At 39.8% G+C, this 16384-nt stretch carries 18 protein-coding genes; 11 read left to right on the top strand and 7 right to left on the bottom strand.

Going from position 1 to position 16384, the window contains the following annotated elements; genetic code table 11:
• Nucleotides 1–378: 378 nt before the first annotated feature.
• From trxC to smpB, 5 genes are all read right to left on the bottom strand, one after another.
• Nucleotides 379–816 carry a thioredoxin TrxC gene (gene trxC, locus AU255_RS11520; RefSeq protein WP_080522993.1) on the bottom strand — a complete coding sequence of 146 codons (438 nt, stop codon included), beginning with the start codon at nt 814–816 and terminating at the stop codon, nt 379–381.
• A gap of 110 nt (nt 817–926) precedes the next feature.
• Nucleotides 927–1991, bottom strand: coding sequence for an NAD(P)/FAD-dependent oxidoreductase (locus AU255_RS11515; RefSeq protein ID WP_080522992.1), 1065 nt, complete (start codon nt 1989–1991; stop codon nt 927–929).
• Between the two features lie 3 nt (nt 1992–1994).
• A complete protein-coding gene (locus AU255_RS11510; RefSeq protein WP_080522991.1) occupies nt 1995–2348 on the bottom strand; it encodes a HopJ type III effector protein in 354 nt (117 codons plus the stop codon).
• A 296-nt stretch (nt 2349–2644) separates the two neighbouring features.
• The gene (locus AU255_RS11505) at nt 2645–3211 is read right to left on the bottom strand and encodes an isochorismatase family protein (protein ID WP_080522990.1); all 567 of its coding nucleotides are present in this window, start codon (nt 3209–3211) and stop codon (nt 2645–2647) included.
• A gap of 5 nt (nt 3212–3216) precedes the next feature.
• Nucleotides 3217–3699 carry an SsrA-binding protein SmpB gene (gene smpB / locus AU255_RS11500; protein ID WP_080522989.1) on the bottom strand — a complete coding sequence of 161 codons (483 nt, stop codon included), beginning with the start codon at nt 3697–3699 and terminating at the stop codon, nt 3217–3219.
• A gap of 200 nt (nt 3700–3899) precedes the next feature.
• On the opposite strand from smpB, the gene AU255_RS11495 reads away from it, so the two are divergent.
• From AU255_RS11495 to AU255_RS11485, 3 genes are read left to right on the top strand one after another with little or no spacing between them, the layout of a single operon-like run.
• Nucleotides 3900–5273: a sodium-dependent transporter gene (locus AU255_RS11495; RefSeq protein ID WP_080522988.1), complete on the top strand. Its 1374-nt coding sequence runs from the start codon at nt 3900–3902 to the stop codon at nt 5271–5273.
• Entirely contained in the window at nt 5273–5701 is a 429-nt protein-coding gene (locus AU255_RS11490) for a type II toxin-antitoxin system RatA family toxin (RefSeq protein ID WP_080522987.1), read from the top strand. Before AU255_RS11495 ends, AU255_RS11490 begins: the two co-directional genes overlap by 1 nt.
• 59 nt (nt 5702–5760) lie before the next feature.
• Nucleotides 5761–6036, top strand: coding sequence for an RnfH family protein (locus tag AU255_RS11485; protein WP_233144623.1), 276 nt, complete (start codon nt 5761–5763; stop codon nt 6034–6036).
• Here AU255_RS11485 and AU255_RS11480 read toward each other — a convergent pair.
• On the bottom strand, nt 6033–6485 hold the full coding sequence (locus AU255_RS11480) for an outer membrane protein assembly factor BamE (protein WP_080522985.1): 453 nt from the start codon (nt 6483–6485) through the stop codon (nt 6033–6035). The two genes, AU255_RS11485 and AU255_RS11480, sit on opposite strands and share 4 nt — an antisense overlap.
• Nucleotides 6486–6664: 179 nt before the next feature.
• Here AU255_RS11480 and fur point away from each other — a divergent pair, with 179 nt between their 5' ends.
• Genes fur through lolD form a run of 3 tightly spaced genes read left to right on the top strand, consistent with a single transcriptional unit; the run spans nt 6665 to nt 9028 of the window.
• Entirely contained in the window at nt 6665–7075 is a 411-nt protein-coding gene (gene fur / locus AU255_RS11475; RefSeq protein ID WP_080522984.1) for a ferric iron uptake transcriptional regulator, read from the top strand.
• 32 nt (nt 7076–7107) lie between these two features.
• Nucleotides 7108–8355, top strand: coding sequence for a lipoprotein-releasing ABC transporter permease subunit (locus AU255_RS11470; RefSeq protein WP_080522983.1), 1248 nt, complete (start codon nt 7108–7110; stop codon nt 8353–8355).
• Complete coding sequence (gene lolD / locus AU255_RS11465) at nt 8348–9028, top strand: lipoprotein-releasing ABC transporter ATP-binding protein LolD (RefSeq protein WP_080522982.1); 681 nt, start codon at nt 8348–8350, stop codon at nt 9026–9028. Before AU255_RS11470 ends, lolD begins: the two co-directional genes overlap by 8 nt.
• A 132-nt stretch (nt 9029–9160) precedes the next feature.
• On the opposite strand, the gene AU255_RS11460 is transcribed toward lolD, so the two are convergent.
• Entirely contained in the window at nt 9161–9670 is a 510-nt protein-coding gene (locus AU255_RS11460; RefSeq protein WP_080522981.1) for a DUF2062 domain-containing protein, read from the bottom strand.
• Nucleotides 9671–9851: 181 nt separating this feature from the next.
• On the opposite strand from AU255_RS11460, the gene AU255_RS11455 reads away from it, so the two are divergent.
• From AU255_RS11455 to sufD, 5 genes are all read left to right on the top strand, one after another.
• Nucleotides 9852–12131 (top strand): DNA internalization-related competence protein ComEC/Rec2, encoded by a 2280-nt coding sequence (locus AU255_RS11455; protein ID WP_080522980.1) that lies wholly within the window; start codon nt 9852–9854, stop codon nt 12129–12131.
• Between the two features lie 63 nt (nt 12132–12194).
• The gene (locus AU255_RS11450; protein ID WP_080522979.1) at nt 12195–12650 is read left to right on the top strand and encodes an SUF system Fe-S cluster assembly regulator; all 456 of its coding nucleotides are present in this window, start codon (nt 12195–12197) and stop codon (nt 12648–12650) included.
• 13 nt (nt 12651–12663) lie between these two features.
• A complete protein-coding gene (sufB, locus tag AU255_RS11445; RefSeq protein ID WP_080522978.1) occupies nt 12664–14112 on the top strand; it encodes a Fe-S cluster assembly protein SufB in 1449 nt (482 codons plus the stop codon).
• A 160-nt stretch (nt 14113–14272) separates the two neighbouring features.
• Nucleotides 14273–15022 (top strand): Fe-S cluster assembly ATPase SufC, encoded by a 750-nt coding sequence (sufC, locus tag AU255_RS11440; RefSeq protein ID WP_080522977.1) that lies wholly within the window; start codon nt 14273–14275, stop codon nt 15020–15022.
• Nucleotides 15022–16347 (top strand): Fe-S cluster assembly protein SufD, encoded by a 1326-nt coding sequence (gene sufD / locus AU255_RS11435; RefSeq protein ID WP_080522976.1) that lies wholly within the window; start codon nt 15022–15024, stop codon nt 16345–16347. The genes sufC and sufD overlap by 1 nt, the downstream gene beginning before the upstream one ends.
• The last annotated feature ends 37 nt before the right edge of the window (nt 16348–16384 follow it).

Here is a 16384-nt window from a genome sequence, read left to right as displayed (position 1 = left end):
CTCAAAGTGTAATGGGATTGCTGTCATGTTTGCTCGATAGGGTTTGGTTGAAGTGGAGTTGTGACTGGTCGAGAAACCAGCACACATGCATTACAGTAGACATACTTCGCGCGGCTACATACGCGGTTTTCTAGCGGCCGATTTTAGCCGCGTTGCTGAAATAGTTGCTTAGCGTGTGCTATGCGCCTGTTTCAGCGCCTTTCTCTCGACTAAAAATCAGCTCGCTATACAACCACATCCGTGACCGCGCGAAGTATCATCAGAGGCATTCTAGTGGCATACATAATAACACGCTAACATGACAAGAATTATGACAATGAATAAATATTAGTTTCTGGGCTAGTCTATACACGTAATGTGTATACAATTGCTTTAAGATTATGCAATATATTGATTAGCCCAGCTAATAATAGCTTGAGTATCTATGGCACCTGATTGTCTTGCTAATTCTTTACCCTTGTGGAATAGCATTAAAGTTGGAATGCTTCGAATCCCGTATTGAGCAGCTATAGCTTGTTCAGTTTCTGTATTAAGCTTTGCCAGACGTATTTTGGGTTCCAGTTGAGCTGCTGCTAGCTTAAAGGCTGGAGCCATCGACTTACAAGGGCCACACCAGGGGGCCCAGAAGTCAACAAGTACCGGAATGTCATTACGCTTGATGTGTTGCTGGAAATTGCTTGCAGTCAAATCAACTGGTAGAGCAGAAAAAAGAGGCCGATGACACTTGCCACATTGTGGTTTATCACTAAGCCGTATCGCCGGAATTCGGTTAACAGATAAACACGCTGGACAGACGATATGAACAAAATTACTCATAATATAAATTCTTTAATAGATAGTTTAGCTTCTGTGTAGAAAGTAAGCATGAAAGTTTTGTTTGGATGACAAATGTGCAATATTATTTGGCTCCCTGACTTTTTTTATTGTTATAACATGTTTTTATGGTTGTTATAACGCTGAGAATTAACTTTAGGAGTAATAGGCTTTTGCCGCAGTAAATGGTGAACAAAGCATTTGCTGTAATAGGGTATTTGCAAGCTGCCTTTTGCACCAAAGCCGTTAAATATAGCTAGATTTTCATAGTCGGGGTGCAATCCTATAAAGGGCATTTTATCCAGTGTTGTTGGACGTATATTGGCTTGGTGTTTATCTACTGTTGCAGAGTGAAGTGCTGGTACTATCTGCTTTAATGCATTAAGTAGTGTATTCTTGCCTTGAACGCTGGGATTTGTATTCAGGTTGATGTTATCAAAGGTAGCACCGGTACGAAATTGGTGCTTATTCAGCGGGATTAGCCATTGGCCGTACAATAATAATTCTGGTGCCAGTGTTTGTTTTGTTGTCAGGGTTAATATTTCCCCTTTTGCTAATTGAAAAGGTAAATATTTAAACCAGGGATTGGCTATGGCTTGATAGCCTTCACAAAAAATGATCTTATTTGCAGTGATGTCCCGCCAGCGTATGTCTTTATTTATCTGGAGATCTTGATAATCAAACTGAGTGACTTGATAGGATTGCTTTTCTTGCAAGAAGTTTTTCAGGCAGGTTAATAAGCTGTGTGTTAATAGATAACCCGTTTGCTTTTGCTGAATCATGCCCAATGGTGCGTTAATTGAATCAGGCGCTGTCTTTAGTTCTGTTTGCAGATAATTTAGATATGCATTTTCTTGAATGCGTTGCTGAAATTTACGCAGCTCTATTTCATTACGTAAGATGCGCAACATTGGTTTTTCTATGTAGAAATCCTGTTTAAAAAACTCGCTTAGCTCTCGGTAGGTTTGCCTTGCACAAGGAAGCAAAATATCTATGTCAATGTGTTTAACTAAGCGCATCCCTGTGATCGGGTTAATGAGTCCTGCTGCAATATGAGAGGCATTTTCTTGCTGGTTGTCTACCAGGTGTGTGCTACAGCCATGCTTGATCAATTCCCAGCTGAGTAGGCTGCCAGCCAGTCCCTGGCCAATAATCAGGTAGTCTACGTTTTTTGCCATGTTTTATTTTAGGCGTAAAGTATTTTGTTCGCTGAACTTGATGCCTTCCCATCCATATTGCATAAAATTTCTAATATTTTGATGGCTGGTGCCGTTTGGATCATTTAAAACGTCTTGATAATAGTCACCAAACAAATTTAAGGTCTGGTGTTGATCAAGTTGCTGGAGCAGGGCAAAGGCAAAGATTTTGCAAGAGCCTTCATTGTTTCCCGCTGTGTTAATTATTGCGAATTCATCTAAACCGTTGATAAATGTTGTTGGTGTGTAATGATACGAATCATTAATGATAGTCATGGTGTCATCAAAGCTGACAGCTTGATTGGATTTTATTGTGTTGATAAAGGTGTTTAATGGCATATTTATAAGGGGTTGAATAGTGTTTAAATTATAAAGGTAAACATTTTGTATTTTTGCGGTAATTCAGTTTTTGGTGGTTTTTTCAGATAATACTCTGGACAAAACCAAGATCTATTTTTAATTCAGATGATGGTTTTTTAAAACAGGCAAATGCTATAAAAGCGGTATCAGAATTATCACTAGAGAATTTATGGTCCTTATTATGGCCTTGATAAGCTGCTTTTTGTTACGCGACCTTTTATCAGTAGTCATTAAGGATCTTCACTTCAGTGAGATATGCTTATTCCTTTACTCAGTCAGTGCAATAAACGGGAAATCACAGAAAAGTATTCATGCCTGGAATCTTTAATCCATTCAAATAAAACAGATTCATAATTACTAATGGTCGCACCCTGTTGCTGCATGCGTTGTAGAGCATTAAATTTATGTTCTGCTTTTCGCGAGCAAACAGCATCTTCGATTATATGTATCTGGTAATCATGTTGCATAAGTTCTAAAGCGGTTTGCAGGATGCAAACATGTGCTTCTTGTCCAACAATGACGATTTGTTTGCGTGCCATTTCTTGAAGAGTGCTGCTGAAATTCTCAGCACTGTAACAAGAAAAACTTGTTTTCTCAAAAACAACAGGGGAATCATTTAATTCAGCAGTCAAACTTTCGACCGTATGCCCTAAACCCTTTGAGTATTGCTCGGTAATAAGAATAGGAATATTAAGTAAATTAGCAGCGGTTATTAATCGTTGACTGTTTTTTACCATGTCATCAGCTGCGCCTTCCGGCATGACGTTGAGTAGTTTTGTTTGCATGTCGACAATTAACAATAAGCTGTTATCACTATCGAGCAGACCTGAGCTTTGAGACATATGGCTTAATTTAGTTTTAAATTACGTGCTTTTTCCCGCTGCCAGTCACGGTCTTTTTCGGTTGCACGTTTATCATGTAATTTTTTACCTTTTGCCAGGCCAATTTCCAGTTTTGCCCGGTTATTTTTCCAGTATAGAAATGTAGGCACGAGGGTATAGCCTTTACGCTCGACGCTGCCAATGAGCTTACTGATTTCCTGGGCGTGTAAAAGTAGTTTGCGTACTCGTGTTGCAAAAGGCGTGACATGTGTAGATGCGGTATTAAGTGCTGAAATATGCATGCCTGATATCCATACTTCGCCATTTTTTATAAACACATAACTTTCTTTTAATTGCACTTTTCCTTCACGCATACTTTTGACTTCCCAGCCTTCTAAAACAAGCCCGGCTTCAAAACGGTCTTCGATAAAATATTCGTGTGAAATATAACGATTTTTTGCGATTGTATTATCGCTTTGTTTATTTTTCTTGGATTTCTTTCCAGACATAAGGTTCCAATTCTATTTTTTAATACTGAGGAAAATGTATAATAATTAAATTTACAGTGTATTTTATTTAATGCAATAAGGATTTCTTGCTGACGGTATTAAATAAAATACATTGCGATACACTATATTTTAAAAACAATGCCTGTATTTTACTTTAATTTACCGGTAAAAATTAAATTTTCTAACGCGTAGGTAGCTTAATGGCCGATACAAATCAATCTATTCATGGTGAATGGTCTTCACGTTTTGCATTTATACTTGCCGCTACTGGTTCGGCAGTTGGCTTGGGTAATATCTGGAAATTTCCTTATATAACCGGAGAAAACGGTGGTGGGGCTTTTGTCATTATTTATTTGATCTGTGTGGCGGCCATTGGCATTCCTATTATGATTGCCGAGACAATGATGGGCAGGCGAGGCAGGCGAAGCCCGATTAATACGCTGGAAGTTTTAACCAAAGAGGCTGGGGCAAGTACTAACTGGCATTATCTGGGATGGTTAGGCGTTATTGCAGGTTTTCTGATTTTATCCTATTACAGCGTAATTGCTGGCTGGGCTATGGCTTATGTTTTAAAAGCTTTTACGGGGAGTTTTTCTGGCGAAAGTGCTGAGCAAATTAGCAGTCTTTTTGCTGATTTACAGTTCAGTCCAGTAGAGCAGATTTTTTGGCATACCGTGTTTATGGTTACAACCATGGCAGTAGTTGCGCGTGGTGTACAAGGCGGCCTGGAAAAAGCGGTGCGCTTTTTAATGCCGGGGCTATTTATTCTACTGATGTTATTAGTTGCTTATGCAATGACAACAGGTGCCTATATGCAAGGCATGAATTTTATGTTCAAACCGGATTTCAGTGATATTACTGGTTCAAGTGTTTTAACAGCGATGGGACACGCCTTTTTTACTCTTAGTTTGGGCATGGGGGCAATTATGGTTTACGGCTCTTATTTACCTAAAGATGTTTCTATTGCTAAAACGGTTATTATTATTGCCGGGGTAGACACGCTGGTAGCGCTGTTGGCGGGTATTGCAATTTTCCCCATTGTTTTTGCGAATGGCCTGGAAGTAGGTTCGGGGCCAGGTTTGATCTTTCAGACTTTACCCATCGCCTTTGGAAATATGACGGGGGGCTGGTTGTTTGGGCTGCTATTTTTTATATTATTAGTTTTTGCCGCATTGTCTTCTGCTATTTCACTCATAGAGCCTGCTGTTGCATGGTGTGTTGAGAATTATGAAATTGAACGTAAAAAAGCCTGTATGGCTATGGGGTTTTTAACCTGGTTACTGGGTTTAGGAACAGTCTTTTCATTTAATACATGGTCAGATTTTACTTTTTTTGGAGCCAACATTTTTGGGGCACTTGATTACTTGACTGCAAACATAATGCTTCCTCTCGGTGGTTTTTTTATTGCTATTTTTGCCGGAAGAATCATGCTTGAAAAGCATAGTAAAGAGGAGTTAAATTTAGCGAATGACGACTTATTTTCTATCTGGAAATTTCTGGTCATGTATATTGCTCCAGCCGCCGTATTTATCGTATTTTTGAATGTTCTAGGCGTGTTTGGAGTATTTAGCTAATGACGGCGGTCAATAAAAGTGCATTAGTTAAATATTCGGCGCATCAAATGTATGACATAGTTAGCGATATTGAAGCTTATCCTGAATTTCTACCCTGGTGCACTGGAAGTCGAATAATTAGTCGTAACGGGAATGTGGTCAAGGCGGAGTTACAGATTGCCAAAGGTGGCTTGAAAAGTTCTTTTGCAACCCGCAACGTAAATGATGAGGGCGGACGCATCACGGTATCTTTGCTAGATGGTCCATTTTCTTCGCTAGATGGCGTATGGAATTTTATGCCTTTACGCGAAGATGCAAGTAAAATTTCTCTGGATCTGGAATTTGAGATAAACGGTGTATTAGCAAACTTTGCCTTTGGTACAGTATTTAATCAAATTTGTAATACCATGGTCACCTCCTTTACTGAACGCGCCAAGCAAATATATTAGTATATTGCAGGGCCAGCAGGGAAAATTCTATTTAACATTATTTTATTCAGGAGTTACTTTTGAATATTGAGGTTGCCTATGCCAGGTCCGATAAGCAATTGATAATACCTTTGCAAGTTACTGAATCCTGCACAGTTGAACAGGCAATAGAATTATCCGGTATTATCGGACAATTTCCTGAAATAGATCTCGCAGTAAATAAAGTAGGTATTTTTAGTCAGGTGTGTCTCTTGAGTGCACGATTACAAGAAAATGATCGCGTTGAGATATATAGAAGCCTGGTGATTGATCCAATGGAAGCGCGACGACAGCGAGCGGCAAAGCAGAGTCGTTAGTCATCATCAAAACTGAACACCCCGACGATCATTTCATATAATGTTTTTTTGAGTTCTCGCTTAGGTGCTTCTATGGTCATTTCTGTAGGGGGAGGAGGCGCTGGATTTAAAGCTGGTGTTAAGTTACCCTCTACATGTATTAAATTTTCGCCGGCAAAAAATAATGCAATACGATCCTCAAATCGATCTTCTCCACCTGGTTGTACCGAATAAACATAATCCCAGCGGTTGGTGGTAAAAGGGTCTATTAATAATGGTGAACCTAAAACATAAATAACCTGGCGTTTGGTCATATTAGGCCGTAGCTGATTGACCATATCTTGAGTGAGCACATTACCCTGGTCTATATCAATTTTATAAACCAAAGGGACATCAACGGCCAGAGTGGAGCAGGCTGATAAAAAGACGAATGTGGTTAAAAAACTTATTAGGCGTAAAGTGTGCAGCATTTGATTGAGATTTTTTCAGTTAGTAATAATTTTCTTAATGCAATCATACCTGATGTTTTAAAGTAAAACTAAAAAAGTGAATGTAAACTATATTTTATTTTTTAGCCTGAAAAGCTATACAATGTATTGATGTATACGTTTCTCTAGGCGTATGAATTATATTTAGGAGTAAAAGCAAAGTGGAAACACATGAATTACGAGATGTCGGTTTGAAGGTAACCTTGCCTCGGATGAAAATTCTGGAAATTATGGAGCGGGAAACCAATGAGCGCCATTTAAATGCGGAGCAGGTTTATAAGATCCTGTTAAGTGAAAATGAAGAAATTGGATTGGCCACAATATATCGTGTATTAACTCAATTTGAAGCAGCAGGCCTGGTATCTCGGCACCATTTTGAAGGAGGTAACTCAGTTTTTGAGTTAAATAAAGGTCATCACCACGATCACGTGGTTTGTGTTAAATGCGGTAAAGTAGATGAATTTACTGATGACATCATTGAGGATCGCCAGAACCAGATTGCCCAGAAACTAGGTTATGAACTCACCGACCATAGTTTATATTTATATGGCTTATGTCCAAAATGTAAGTAATCCTAAGTTTTTTTATTTTTTTAATACATTATATGTTTAAACCCCTTATTATTTACATTGGCTTGCGCTACACGCGCGCAAAACGCCGTACACAGTTTATTTCCTTTATTACTTTAACTTCTGTACTAGGTATCGCTCTGGGTGTGACAGCACTGATTACCGTACTATCTGTAATGAACGGGTTCGAAGATGAATTGCGTCAACGAATCTTAGGTATGACCGCGCACTCGACTATCACCGGTCGTGGTGGAGAGCTGGATGATTGGCAGGTTTTGAAAGAAAAAGTCAAAGACCTGCCACATATAGAAGGAGCCGCTCCCTTTGTAAATGGTCAGGTTATGGTTAATGCCGGACGTAGAGTGAGTGGAACTTTACTGCGAGGTATTTTACCTGATCAGGAACCTGCCGTTTCTGAAGTGGGTGAAAAAATGAAAGTTGGCGAACTCTCAGACCTACAGGCTGGAAAATACCAAATTGTCCTGGGCGCTGAATTGGCAACTTATTTAGGTGCGACCGTCGGAGATAAAATCACTGTCATCAGCCCACAGGTAAATTCAACACCCGCTGGTATTATTCCTCGTCTACGTCGTTTTACTGTTAGCGGTATTTTCGAGGTAGGCATGTATGAGTATGACCGGAATATGGCGATTATTCATATAGATGATGCTGCAAAATTATTTCGTATGGGTAGTAACGTTTCTGGTCTGCGATTAAAGCTGGATGATTTGTTTAATGCACCAGAAATATCACATGAGTTAGCTCGTCAACTATATGGTGATTATTTTGTCAGTGACTGGACAAATGCGCATAGTAACTTTTTTCAGGCAATTAGAACTGAAAAGCGAGTGATGTTTATTATTTTATTATTAATTGTCGCTGTTGCAGCGTTTAACATTGTGTCCACTTTGGTCATGGTGGTTACTGATAAGCGAGGTGATATCGCGATTTTAAAAACGCAAGGTTTAACACCGAAGGGAGTGATGGGTATTTTTATTGTTTTAGGCGCAATTATTGGCTTGATAGGAACCGCCTTGGGCACTGTGGGTGGAGTTTTATTGGCCTTAAATGTCGAAACTATCGTGCCTGCAATCGAAAAGTTTTTCGGAGTCCATTTTATGGCTGCTGATGTTTACTATATCAGTACTTTACCTTCAAAATTAGCATGGGTTGATGTGTACGTTATTGCTATAGTTGCTTTTAGCCTGTCTTTGTTAGCGACCATATATCCAGCATGGCAAGCTTCACGAGTTAATCCAGCGGAGGTGTTACGTTATGAGTAATCATCCTATTTTACAATGCCACCAATTAAGCAAGCGTTTTAAGCAAGGTGATCTGGATGTCGAAGTATTAAAGGATATTGACTTTTCCGTATCTGCTGGAGAGCGGGTTGCTATTATGGGAGCATCTGGCTCAGGTAAAAGTACCTTATTGCATTTGCTGGGTGGTCTGGATAAGCCGACGAGTGGTGAAGTGATCCTGGATGGCGTGAATTTAAAAAAAGTACGCCAGGCAAAATTATCTAAATTAAGGAACCGGTCATTAGGTTTCATTTACCAATTTCATCATCTGTTAGGTGAATTTACCGTTTTAGAGAATGTGGCCATGCCAGCCTTAATCGGTGGTAGTTCAATCGCTCAGGCAAAACAGGCCGCAGAAGACATTTTACTACGTGTGGGTTTAGAGCATAGAATCAAGCATAAACCAGGTGAATTATCCGGTGGTGAACGGCAGAGGGTAGCAATAGCGCGGGCATTAATAAACAAACCCAAGTGTATTTTAGCGGATGAGCCAACTGGAAACCTGGATAGTAAAACAGCTGAAAGTATTTATCAGTTAATGTTAGAGCTGAATCAGGAGTTGCAGATCAGCTTTTTGATTGTTACACATGACCCAGAACTAGCCGGGCGTATGGATAGAGTGTTGCATATGGCTGATGGGGTGATTGTAGTTTAGGATACAAAATACATACATGCTACGGAGAGTAGGGCATTGACATTATCTGTTATATTACCAGCTCCGTAGTACGAGTATGAGGTTTTTCAGTCTATCCGTCCTTAATAATTAATAGGGTAATTAGTTGTTCGCTTATCTCTCAGAACGTGCGCGCCATTGTTTAACAACATGCCAGCGCCAGAACAAACGAATACTAAAATAGCCGATCACCGATGAAGCAATACCGAGTATCAGGCAGCCCAGAAGAAATGGTCCGCCTATGTCAGTTAAGCCTGATGTGACGCTTTCCAGCGAAAACTCAAAATCAGCACTAGGTGGAGGTAGATTCAGGGTCCATAATCCGAAGCGATATGCAAAATAAAACATCGGTGGCATAGTCAAAGGGTTCGTGATCCAGACTAAAGCGACCGAAATTGGCAGGTTGGCGCGGAAAAAAAGTGCGGTTATAGCAGAGATTATCATCTGTCCGGGAGTGGGGATCCATGCAACAAAAAGACCCACAGCAAAGGCTGCTGCAACAGATCGACGGTTTAAATGCCAAAGATTAGGATCATGTAACTTTTCGCCTAAAAAAGCCAGGTGTTTGTGTTCCTTAATGGATTCAGGCGATGGCATGTATTTTTTTATAAGCTTTTTCGGCATGATGAATGATTTCCATTAATATAAATAACTTTTTAAGTGTAACAGGTTTTAGCGTTGATTTTAAGCAGAGTGAAGATAAGTTTTAGCGGTATTGCCTGCAGGTAAAAATCGACTCACAGCAATTCATCAAAAGTTTGTTTGCTTAATAGTGATTGTCAGTATTTTATAGGGTGTACTAGGTATGTTTTTATCTGTTCTATCCTTTTTTTTAGGTGTGTTGTTTTGTCAGCAATGGGCTGTACTGCCAGATTTTTTAGGATTAGCACTCTCGCTAATCGTTGCCATTTTAATGGCATATTTTAATTATAGACGTGTAGCATATTTTCTATTTGGCTTAGTATTTGCCAGTATTTCTGCAGATCATTTTTTATCCAGGCAATTAACGCCTGATTTGCAAGGTAAAGAATTATTAATTCAGGGGGATATTATTGGTTTACCTGAATATAATGCGCAAAGAGTACGTTTTGACTTCCAGCTAACTCATACCGCTGTGCTTTTACCTGATAAGTTGCGGTTAAGCTGGTACTATCCACAGCAAAAAATTACAGCAGGGCAAAGCTGGCAATTTTATGTAAAATTAAAACAACCACATGGCACGCTTAATCCCGGTGGTTTTGATTATGAAAAATGGTTGTTTACTCAGCATATAGGCGCCACAGGCTATATAAGACAAGCTGAAACAGCGATCTTATTGGCAACTAAATCTCCCTGGTCAAGCATATCTGTTATACGGCAAAAACTGGCAGATTTATTGATCAAACAAGATATTAGTCCTGCATCCATGGCTTTAATTAAAGCGCTAAGCATAGGCGATAAAAGTCAGATATCTGCCCGGCAATGGCAGGTATTGTCTAGCAGCGGCACTAACCATTTAATGGCTATCTCTGGTCTGCATATTGGATTAATAGCGGGAATGGTGTATTGGTTGGTTTTTAATTGCTGGCTACGTTTGCCTTCGAACCGCTATTCAGCACCACAAATCGCAGCTTGTTTTGCCTTTATTGCTGCTTTGTTTTATGCAGCGCTTGCTGGGTTTTCTATACCCACGCAACGTGCATTGATTATGCTGGGTATATTTATGCTGACCCTGGTCATGCGTAGGCATGTCAAAACGTTAAATGTTTTTGCACTGGCATTGTTAGCTGTGTTACTGGTAGATCCTATGGCCGTGTTATCAGCGGGGTTTTATTTATCATTTCTGGCAGTTTTTAGTATTGTTTATGTTCTGTCAGCTCGCTTATGCCCAGAGCATCGTTTTGTTAGTAGCCTCAAAATTCACGCTTTTGTGGCATTGAGCCTATTGCCGGTATTGTTATTTTTCTTTCAACGTGTGTCACTGATTGCGCCAGTTGCAAATATTATAGCTGTGCCAGTGGTTAGTATTGTTGTGGTTCCCTTGTCATTATTGGCGCTTACTTTATTGCAGATACTGCCTGAAATAGCGGTATTCTTGCTGCAAATTGTCGATAGTGTATTGCAGGCTTTATGGCAGGTATTAGAGTATTTAGTAGATTTACCGATGGCCAGTATTGTTCGCCCCAAACCTCAATTATGGCAGATGATCGTGGCGTTGTTGGGCGTGTTGTTGATATTGGCACCAAAAGGCATCCCCGGTCGTTTTCTAGGCATTTTTTTAGTGTTACCGGTATTTTTGGTCAAGCCTGAAAAACCGGTACCAGGGGCAATGAATTTAACGCTCCTGGATGTAGGGCAAGGCTTATCTGTGGTGGTTGAAACTGCTGAGCATGCTTTGGTATTTGATACGGGTGCAAGGTTTTCAGATAAATTTGATATGGGTAGAAATGTCATTCTTCCATTTTTATATTACAGGCATATTCTTAGACTGGATAAACTAATTATTAGCCATGCTGATAATGATCATATTGGTGGGGCTGAGACTTTGTTAAATTCAATTTCTGTGCAGCAAGTACTTAGCAGTGTTCCTGATCAGTTAGCTACTTATAATGCAATTCAATGTTCTGCAGGATATAGCTGGGAATGGGATCAGATAAAATTCCAGTTTTTATCGCCCCCAGAGCATGGTTTTGAAAATGAAAATGATAATTCCTGTGTTTTACGTATAGATACTCCACAAAGCAGTGTGCTATTGACCGCTGATATTGAGAGAGCAGCAGAGGATTATTTAATTCAAAATAGCAGTGAGTCATTGCAGGCTGATATATTAATTTCTCCCCATCATGGCAGTAACACCTCATCCAGTACTGCTTTTCTGGCACTGGTAAAACCTGAAAAAATTTTAATTCCGGCTGACTCCCCGAATCGCTTTGGTTTTCCACATGTAGAGGTAATAGAGCGGTATCAAGCTATTGCCGCAAAATATTTTATCACCGGCGACCAGGGGGCTATCAGCATTAGATTTAATGACAATAGAAACCAGCTTGAAAGCTATAGGGATACTCATAGTCGCTATTGGAATCAGAGAAAATTAATCATAAAATAATAACCTAGCTATTTACTATGGAATTAAAGAGTACTAAAATAGTCCTAAATTGAAGGAGTAAACATGTTACGTCTGGGTAAATTGACCGACTACGCAACAGTAATTTTGAGTTTTATGGCTAAAAGTCAGGCTCAAGTACATGCAGCCCTAGAGATTTCAAGGGCAACGGGCATTGCTTTGCCTACAGTGAGTAAGATTTTGAAATTATTGCTTAAGGCAAATGTACTAAGTTCTATCAGAGGGGCTAAAGGTGGCTATGCTTTAGTACAAACGCCTGAGAAAATCACAGTAGCGTCGGTGATTACTGCATTGGAGGGGCCGATTTCCCTGACTGAATGCAGTTCTCTGGAAAATAGTTGTGAGCAAGTCGCGGGCTGTCAAATCGGCAATAATTGGCGGATAGTCAATCGAACTGTGCAACTGGCCCTGGAGTCAGTAACTTTAGCTGATATGTTGTTACCTGTTAAATCTCCTCAAGAAATTACTGTGCCAGTGGCCAGTTTGTATCGTTTAAAATAGATAAAGAGTATTTATGTCAACAAGCGCACAAGAAATAGATAATCTAATTGGCCAAAAGTATAAAGAAGGCTTTGTGACTGAACTGGAGGTGGACACTTTTCCGCCTGGTTTAGATGAAGATGTCATTGCTAAATTGTCGATCATTAAAGGTGAGCCAGAATTTATGCTAGAATATCGCTTAAAAGCGTTTCGACATTGGCAAACAATGACTGAACCTAATTGGGCGCAGTTAAATATTGAGCCTATCGATTATCAGGCGATTAGTTACTATTCAGCACCTAAAAAAGACTCAGATAAACCGCAAAGTCTGGACGAGATTGATCCAAAACTACTGGAAACCTATAAAAAACTAGGTATTCCTTTGGATGAGCAGGAGCGCTTGGCTGGAGTAGCAGTTGATGCCGTGTTTGATAGTGTCTCTGTGGCGACAACTTTTAAGGGTAAATTACACGATGCTGGCGTTATTTTTTGTCCAATTTCTGAGGCCTTAAAAGAGCATCCTGAATTAGTTAAACAGTATTTAGGAACGGTCGTCCCTTCAGGCGATAATTTCTTTGCCTCTTTAAATGCAGCTGTGTTTACTGATGGTTCCTTTGTCTATATTCCTAAAGGTGTGCGCTGCCCGATGGAATTGTCGACTTATTTTCGGATTAATGCTGCGAATACAGGGCAATTTGAACGTACCTTGATTATTGCCGATGAAGGCAGTCATGTGAGTTACTTAGAAGGTTGTACTGCACCTATGCGTGATGAAAATCAACTGCATGCCGCTGTCGTAGAGTTGATTGCCATGGATAATGCCGAGATAAAATATTCTACGGTACAGAATTGGTATCCTGGCGATGAAAACGGTGTCGGTGGTATTTATAACTTTGTGACTAAACGTGCAGAATGTAGGGGTACAAATTCTAAAGTTTCATGGACACAGGTAGAAACAGGTTCTGCCATTACCTGGAAATATCCTAGCTGCGTATTAATCGGCGACAACTCGGTAGGTGAGTTTTATTCAGTTGCTTTGACCAATAATTATCAGCAAGCCGATACCGGCACCAAGATGATTCATATTGGTAAAAATACCCGCAGCACCATTATTTCTAAAGGCATTTCTGCAGGGAAATCGCAAAATACTTACCGTGGATTAGTTAAAGTCGGTAAAAATGCAGAAAATGCACGTAATTATACCCAGTGCGATTCCTTATTAATTGGTGATCGTTGTGGTGCGCATACTTTTCCTTATGTGGAAGTGAAGCAACCTTCCGCACTGGTTGCGCATGAAGCGACAACCTCTAAAATTAGCGAAGATCAGTTATTTTTCTGTCAGCAACGCGGTCTTTCTGCAGAAGATGCCGTGTCGATGATTGTCAATGGATTCTGTAAGTCGGTCTTTAAAGAATTACCGATGGAGTTTGCTGTTGAAGCGCAGGCTTTGTTAGGGCTTAGTTTAGAAGGTTCAGTAGGTTAATCAAATACTGTAAGGGTGGGTTAGATTTTTTCTTGCGCGGCAATAAAAATGTAACCCAACAAAGTGAACTATTCAGATGTTGGGGTTACGTTAACGCACTACGCTTGTTAATCTAACTCAACTTACACAAATAATTAAAAAATTAAATCAGGTAAATAGAATGCTTAGCATAAAAAATCTTCATGTCAGCGTAGGCGATAAGCCTATCCTTAAAGGTGTGAATTTAGAGATAAACGCGGGTGAAGTACATGCCATTATGGGACCTAATGGTTCGGGTAAAAGTACTTTATCGCATGTATTGTCCGGTAAATCGGGATATAACGTTACTGAGGGAACGGTAACTTATAAAGGCGAAGATTTATTAGAAATGGATCCTGAAATAAGAGCGCGTGAAGGGATTTTTTTGGCGTTTCAATATCCTGTAGAAATTCCGGGTGTAAGCAATATTTATTTATTAAAAGCGGCTTTAAATGCTATGCGTACACATCAAGGCCTACCTGAAGTAGATGCTTTTGATTTCTTAACTTTGGTTAAAGGTAAAGTTAAATTATTGCAAATGGATGAGAAATTCCTCTATCGCTCTGTAAATGAAGGTTTTTCCGGTGGTGAGAAAAAACGCAACGAGATTTTACAAGCGGCTATTTTAGAGCCTAGCATGTGTATTTTAGATGAAACCGATTCGGGATTGGATATTGATGCCTTAAAAGTGGTTGCAGCTGGTGTTAATTCTTTACGTGCAGCGGATCGTTCATTTTTGATGATCACCCATTATCAGCGCCTTTTAGGTTATATTAAACCGGATATTGTGCATGTTTTGGCGGATGGCCGAATTGTTAAGTCGGGCGGTCCTGAGTTAGCTTTAGAGCTAGAAGCAAAAGGTTATAGCTGGGTTGAAGAGCAGGTAGCATAATGAGTGCCGAGCAAGTAAATAGTCTATACCCCGCTGAATATGAAAAGGTCGAAGCTTTATTACCTGGGCAATCAGTTGGCTGGTTAAAAGCATTAAGAAAGCAAGCCCTGGAATCCTTTGCTAGCAATGGATTTCCTTCTTTAAGAGAGGAAGATTGGCGCTATACGAACGTTTCTGCCATTGAGAAGAAATTATTTAGTCCTGTTGTACAGGCTGAAATAGGCGCTGTGGATATCGATTGGTTAAATGCCTATCGTCTTAATAATGCCTGGACTGTCGTTTTAGTGGATGGTCATTTTTCAGCTGCATTGTCCGACTTAGAAGGTTTACCCGATGGCGTGCATGTACTTGATATGGCGAGTGCTTTAGAGCAATATCCAGATGACTTGCAGAATTATTTTGAGCTGGCAGTGAATCATGAGCAGCATAGTTTTGTCGCCTTCAATGCTGCATGGTTTACTGATGGTTTATTTATTCATGTGCCAGCTAAAGAGGTTCTAAGTAAAGCAGTTCACGTTATACATGTCGTGACTCAGGCTGATTATATGGCCAATACACGTCATATTATTGCTGTTGATCAGATGGCGCAGGCTGAAGTTATTGAAACCTTTATCGGTTGTGATGATGCGTATTTATCGGCTGCTGTAATGGAGGTTTTTATTGGGAAGAATGCCGAATTAACCTTATATAAATTGCAATTGGAAGGTGAGAAAGCCTACCATTTTGGTGGAACTTACGTTAAACAAGCTGCCGATTCTCGCTTTAAACATCATAATTTCGCTTTTGGTGGCCTGTTAGCCAGAAATGATATACGCACTGATTTAGAGCAGGCATCTGAGTGTGAGTTAAATGGTTTATATCTCGGTATTAAGCGCCAACATATTGATAATCATACGCGGATTAATCATTTGAAACCGTATGCAATTAGCCGAGAACTGTATAAAGGTGTGTTAGATCAACGAGCACGCGGTGTTTTTCAAGGGCGGGTTGTGGTGGCTGAGCAAGCACAAAAAACCAGCTCGGAGATGAATAACCGTAATTTGTTGTTGTCTAATGATGCAGAAGCAGATACCAAACCACAATTAGAAATTTATGCGGATGATGTAAAGTGTGCTCATGGAGTCACAGTCGGGCAACTAGATGAGAAATCTATTTTCTATTTGCAATCACGTTGTGTGGATGAAGAAACGGCCCGAAATATACTGACCTTTGCATTCGCCAATGAAATGGTTGAAAAGATTAAAATTAGAGATTTACATGATCAGGTTTTAGAGCATTTGCTGGCTAGATTTCCGCAGGAAGGTATTGAACAGAAATGGTTGTAAGATAATCTCACTTTTAAACAGTGCTTAGAAGTAAATT

Origin of the sequence: Methyloprofundus sedimenti (assembly GCF_002072955.1) — a bacterium.
In the GTDB taxonomy this organism is placed as follows: domain Bacteria; phylum Pseudomonadota; class Gammaproteobacteria; order Methylococcales; family Methylomonadaceae; genus Methyloprofundus; species Methyloprofundus sedimenti.
This window is presented reverse-complemented; position numbering and strand designations above follow the sequence as displayed.

Coding starts and splice junctions, on each gene's coding strand:
- trxC (WP_080522993.1), bottom strand. CDS start 816: ATGAGTAATTTTGTTCATATCGTCTGTCCAGCGTGTTTATCTGTTAAC.
- AU255_RS11515 (WP_080522992.1), bottom strand. CDS start 1,991: ATGGCAAAAAACGTAGACTACCTGATTATTGGCCAGGGACTGGCTGGC.
- AU255_RS11510 (WP_080522991.1), bottom strand. CDS start 2,348: ATGCCATTAAACACCTTTATCAACACAATAAAATCCAATCAAGCTGTC.
- AU255_RS11505 (WP_080522990.1), bottom strand. CDS start 3,211: ATGTCTCAAAGCTCAGGTCTGCTCGATAGTGATAACAGCTTATTGTTA.
- smpB (WP_080522989.1), bottom strand. CDS start 3,699: ATGTCTGGAAAGAAATCCAAGAAAAATAAACAAAGCGATAATACAATC.
- AU255_RS11495 (WP_080522988.1), top strand. CDS start 3,900: ATGGCCGATACAAATCAATCTATTCATGGTGAATGGTCTTCACGTTTT.
- AU255_RS11490 (WP_080522987.1), top strand. CDS start 5,273: ATGACGGCGGTCAATAAAAGTGCATTAGTTAAATATTCGGCGCATCAA.
- AU255_RS11480 (WP_080522985.1), bottom strand. CDS start 6,485: ATGCTGCACACTTTACGCCTAATAAGTTTTTTAACCACATTCGTCTTT.
- AU255_RS11470 (WP_080522983.1), top strand. CDS start 7,108: ATGTTTAAACCCCTTATTATTTACATTGGCTTGCGCTACACGCGCGCA.
- lolD (WP_080522982.1), top strand. CDS start 8,348: ATGAGTAATCATCCTATTTTACAATGCCACCAATTAAGCAAGCGTTTT.
- AU255_RS11460 (WP_080522981.1), bottom strand. CDS start 9,670: ATGCCGAAAAAGCTTATAAAAAAATACATGCCATCGCCTGAATCCATT.
- AU255_RS11455 (WP_080522980.1), top strand. CDS start 9,852: ATGTTTTTATCTGTTCTATCCTTTTTTTTAGGTGTGTTGTTTTGTCAG.
- AU255_RS11450 (WP_080522979.1), top strand. CDS start 12,195: ATGTTACGTCTGGGTAAATTGACCGACTACGCAACAGTAATTTTGAGT.
- sufB (WP_080522978.1), top strand. CDS start 12,664: ATGTCAACAAGCGCACAAGAAATAGATAATCTAATTGGCCAAAAGTAT.
- sufC (WP_080522977.1), top strand. CDS start 14,273: ATGCTTAGCATAAAAAATCTTCATGTCAGCGTAGGCGATAAGCCTATC.
- sufD (WP_080522976.1), top strand. CDS start 15,022: ATGAGTGCCGAGCAAGTAAATAGTCTATACCCCGCTGAATATGAAAAG.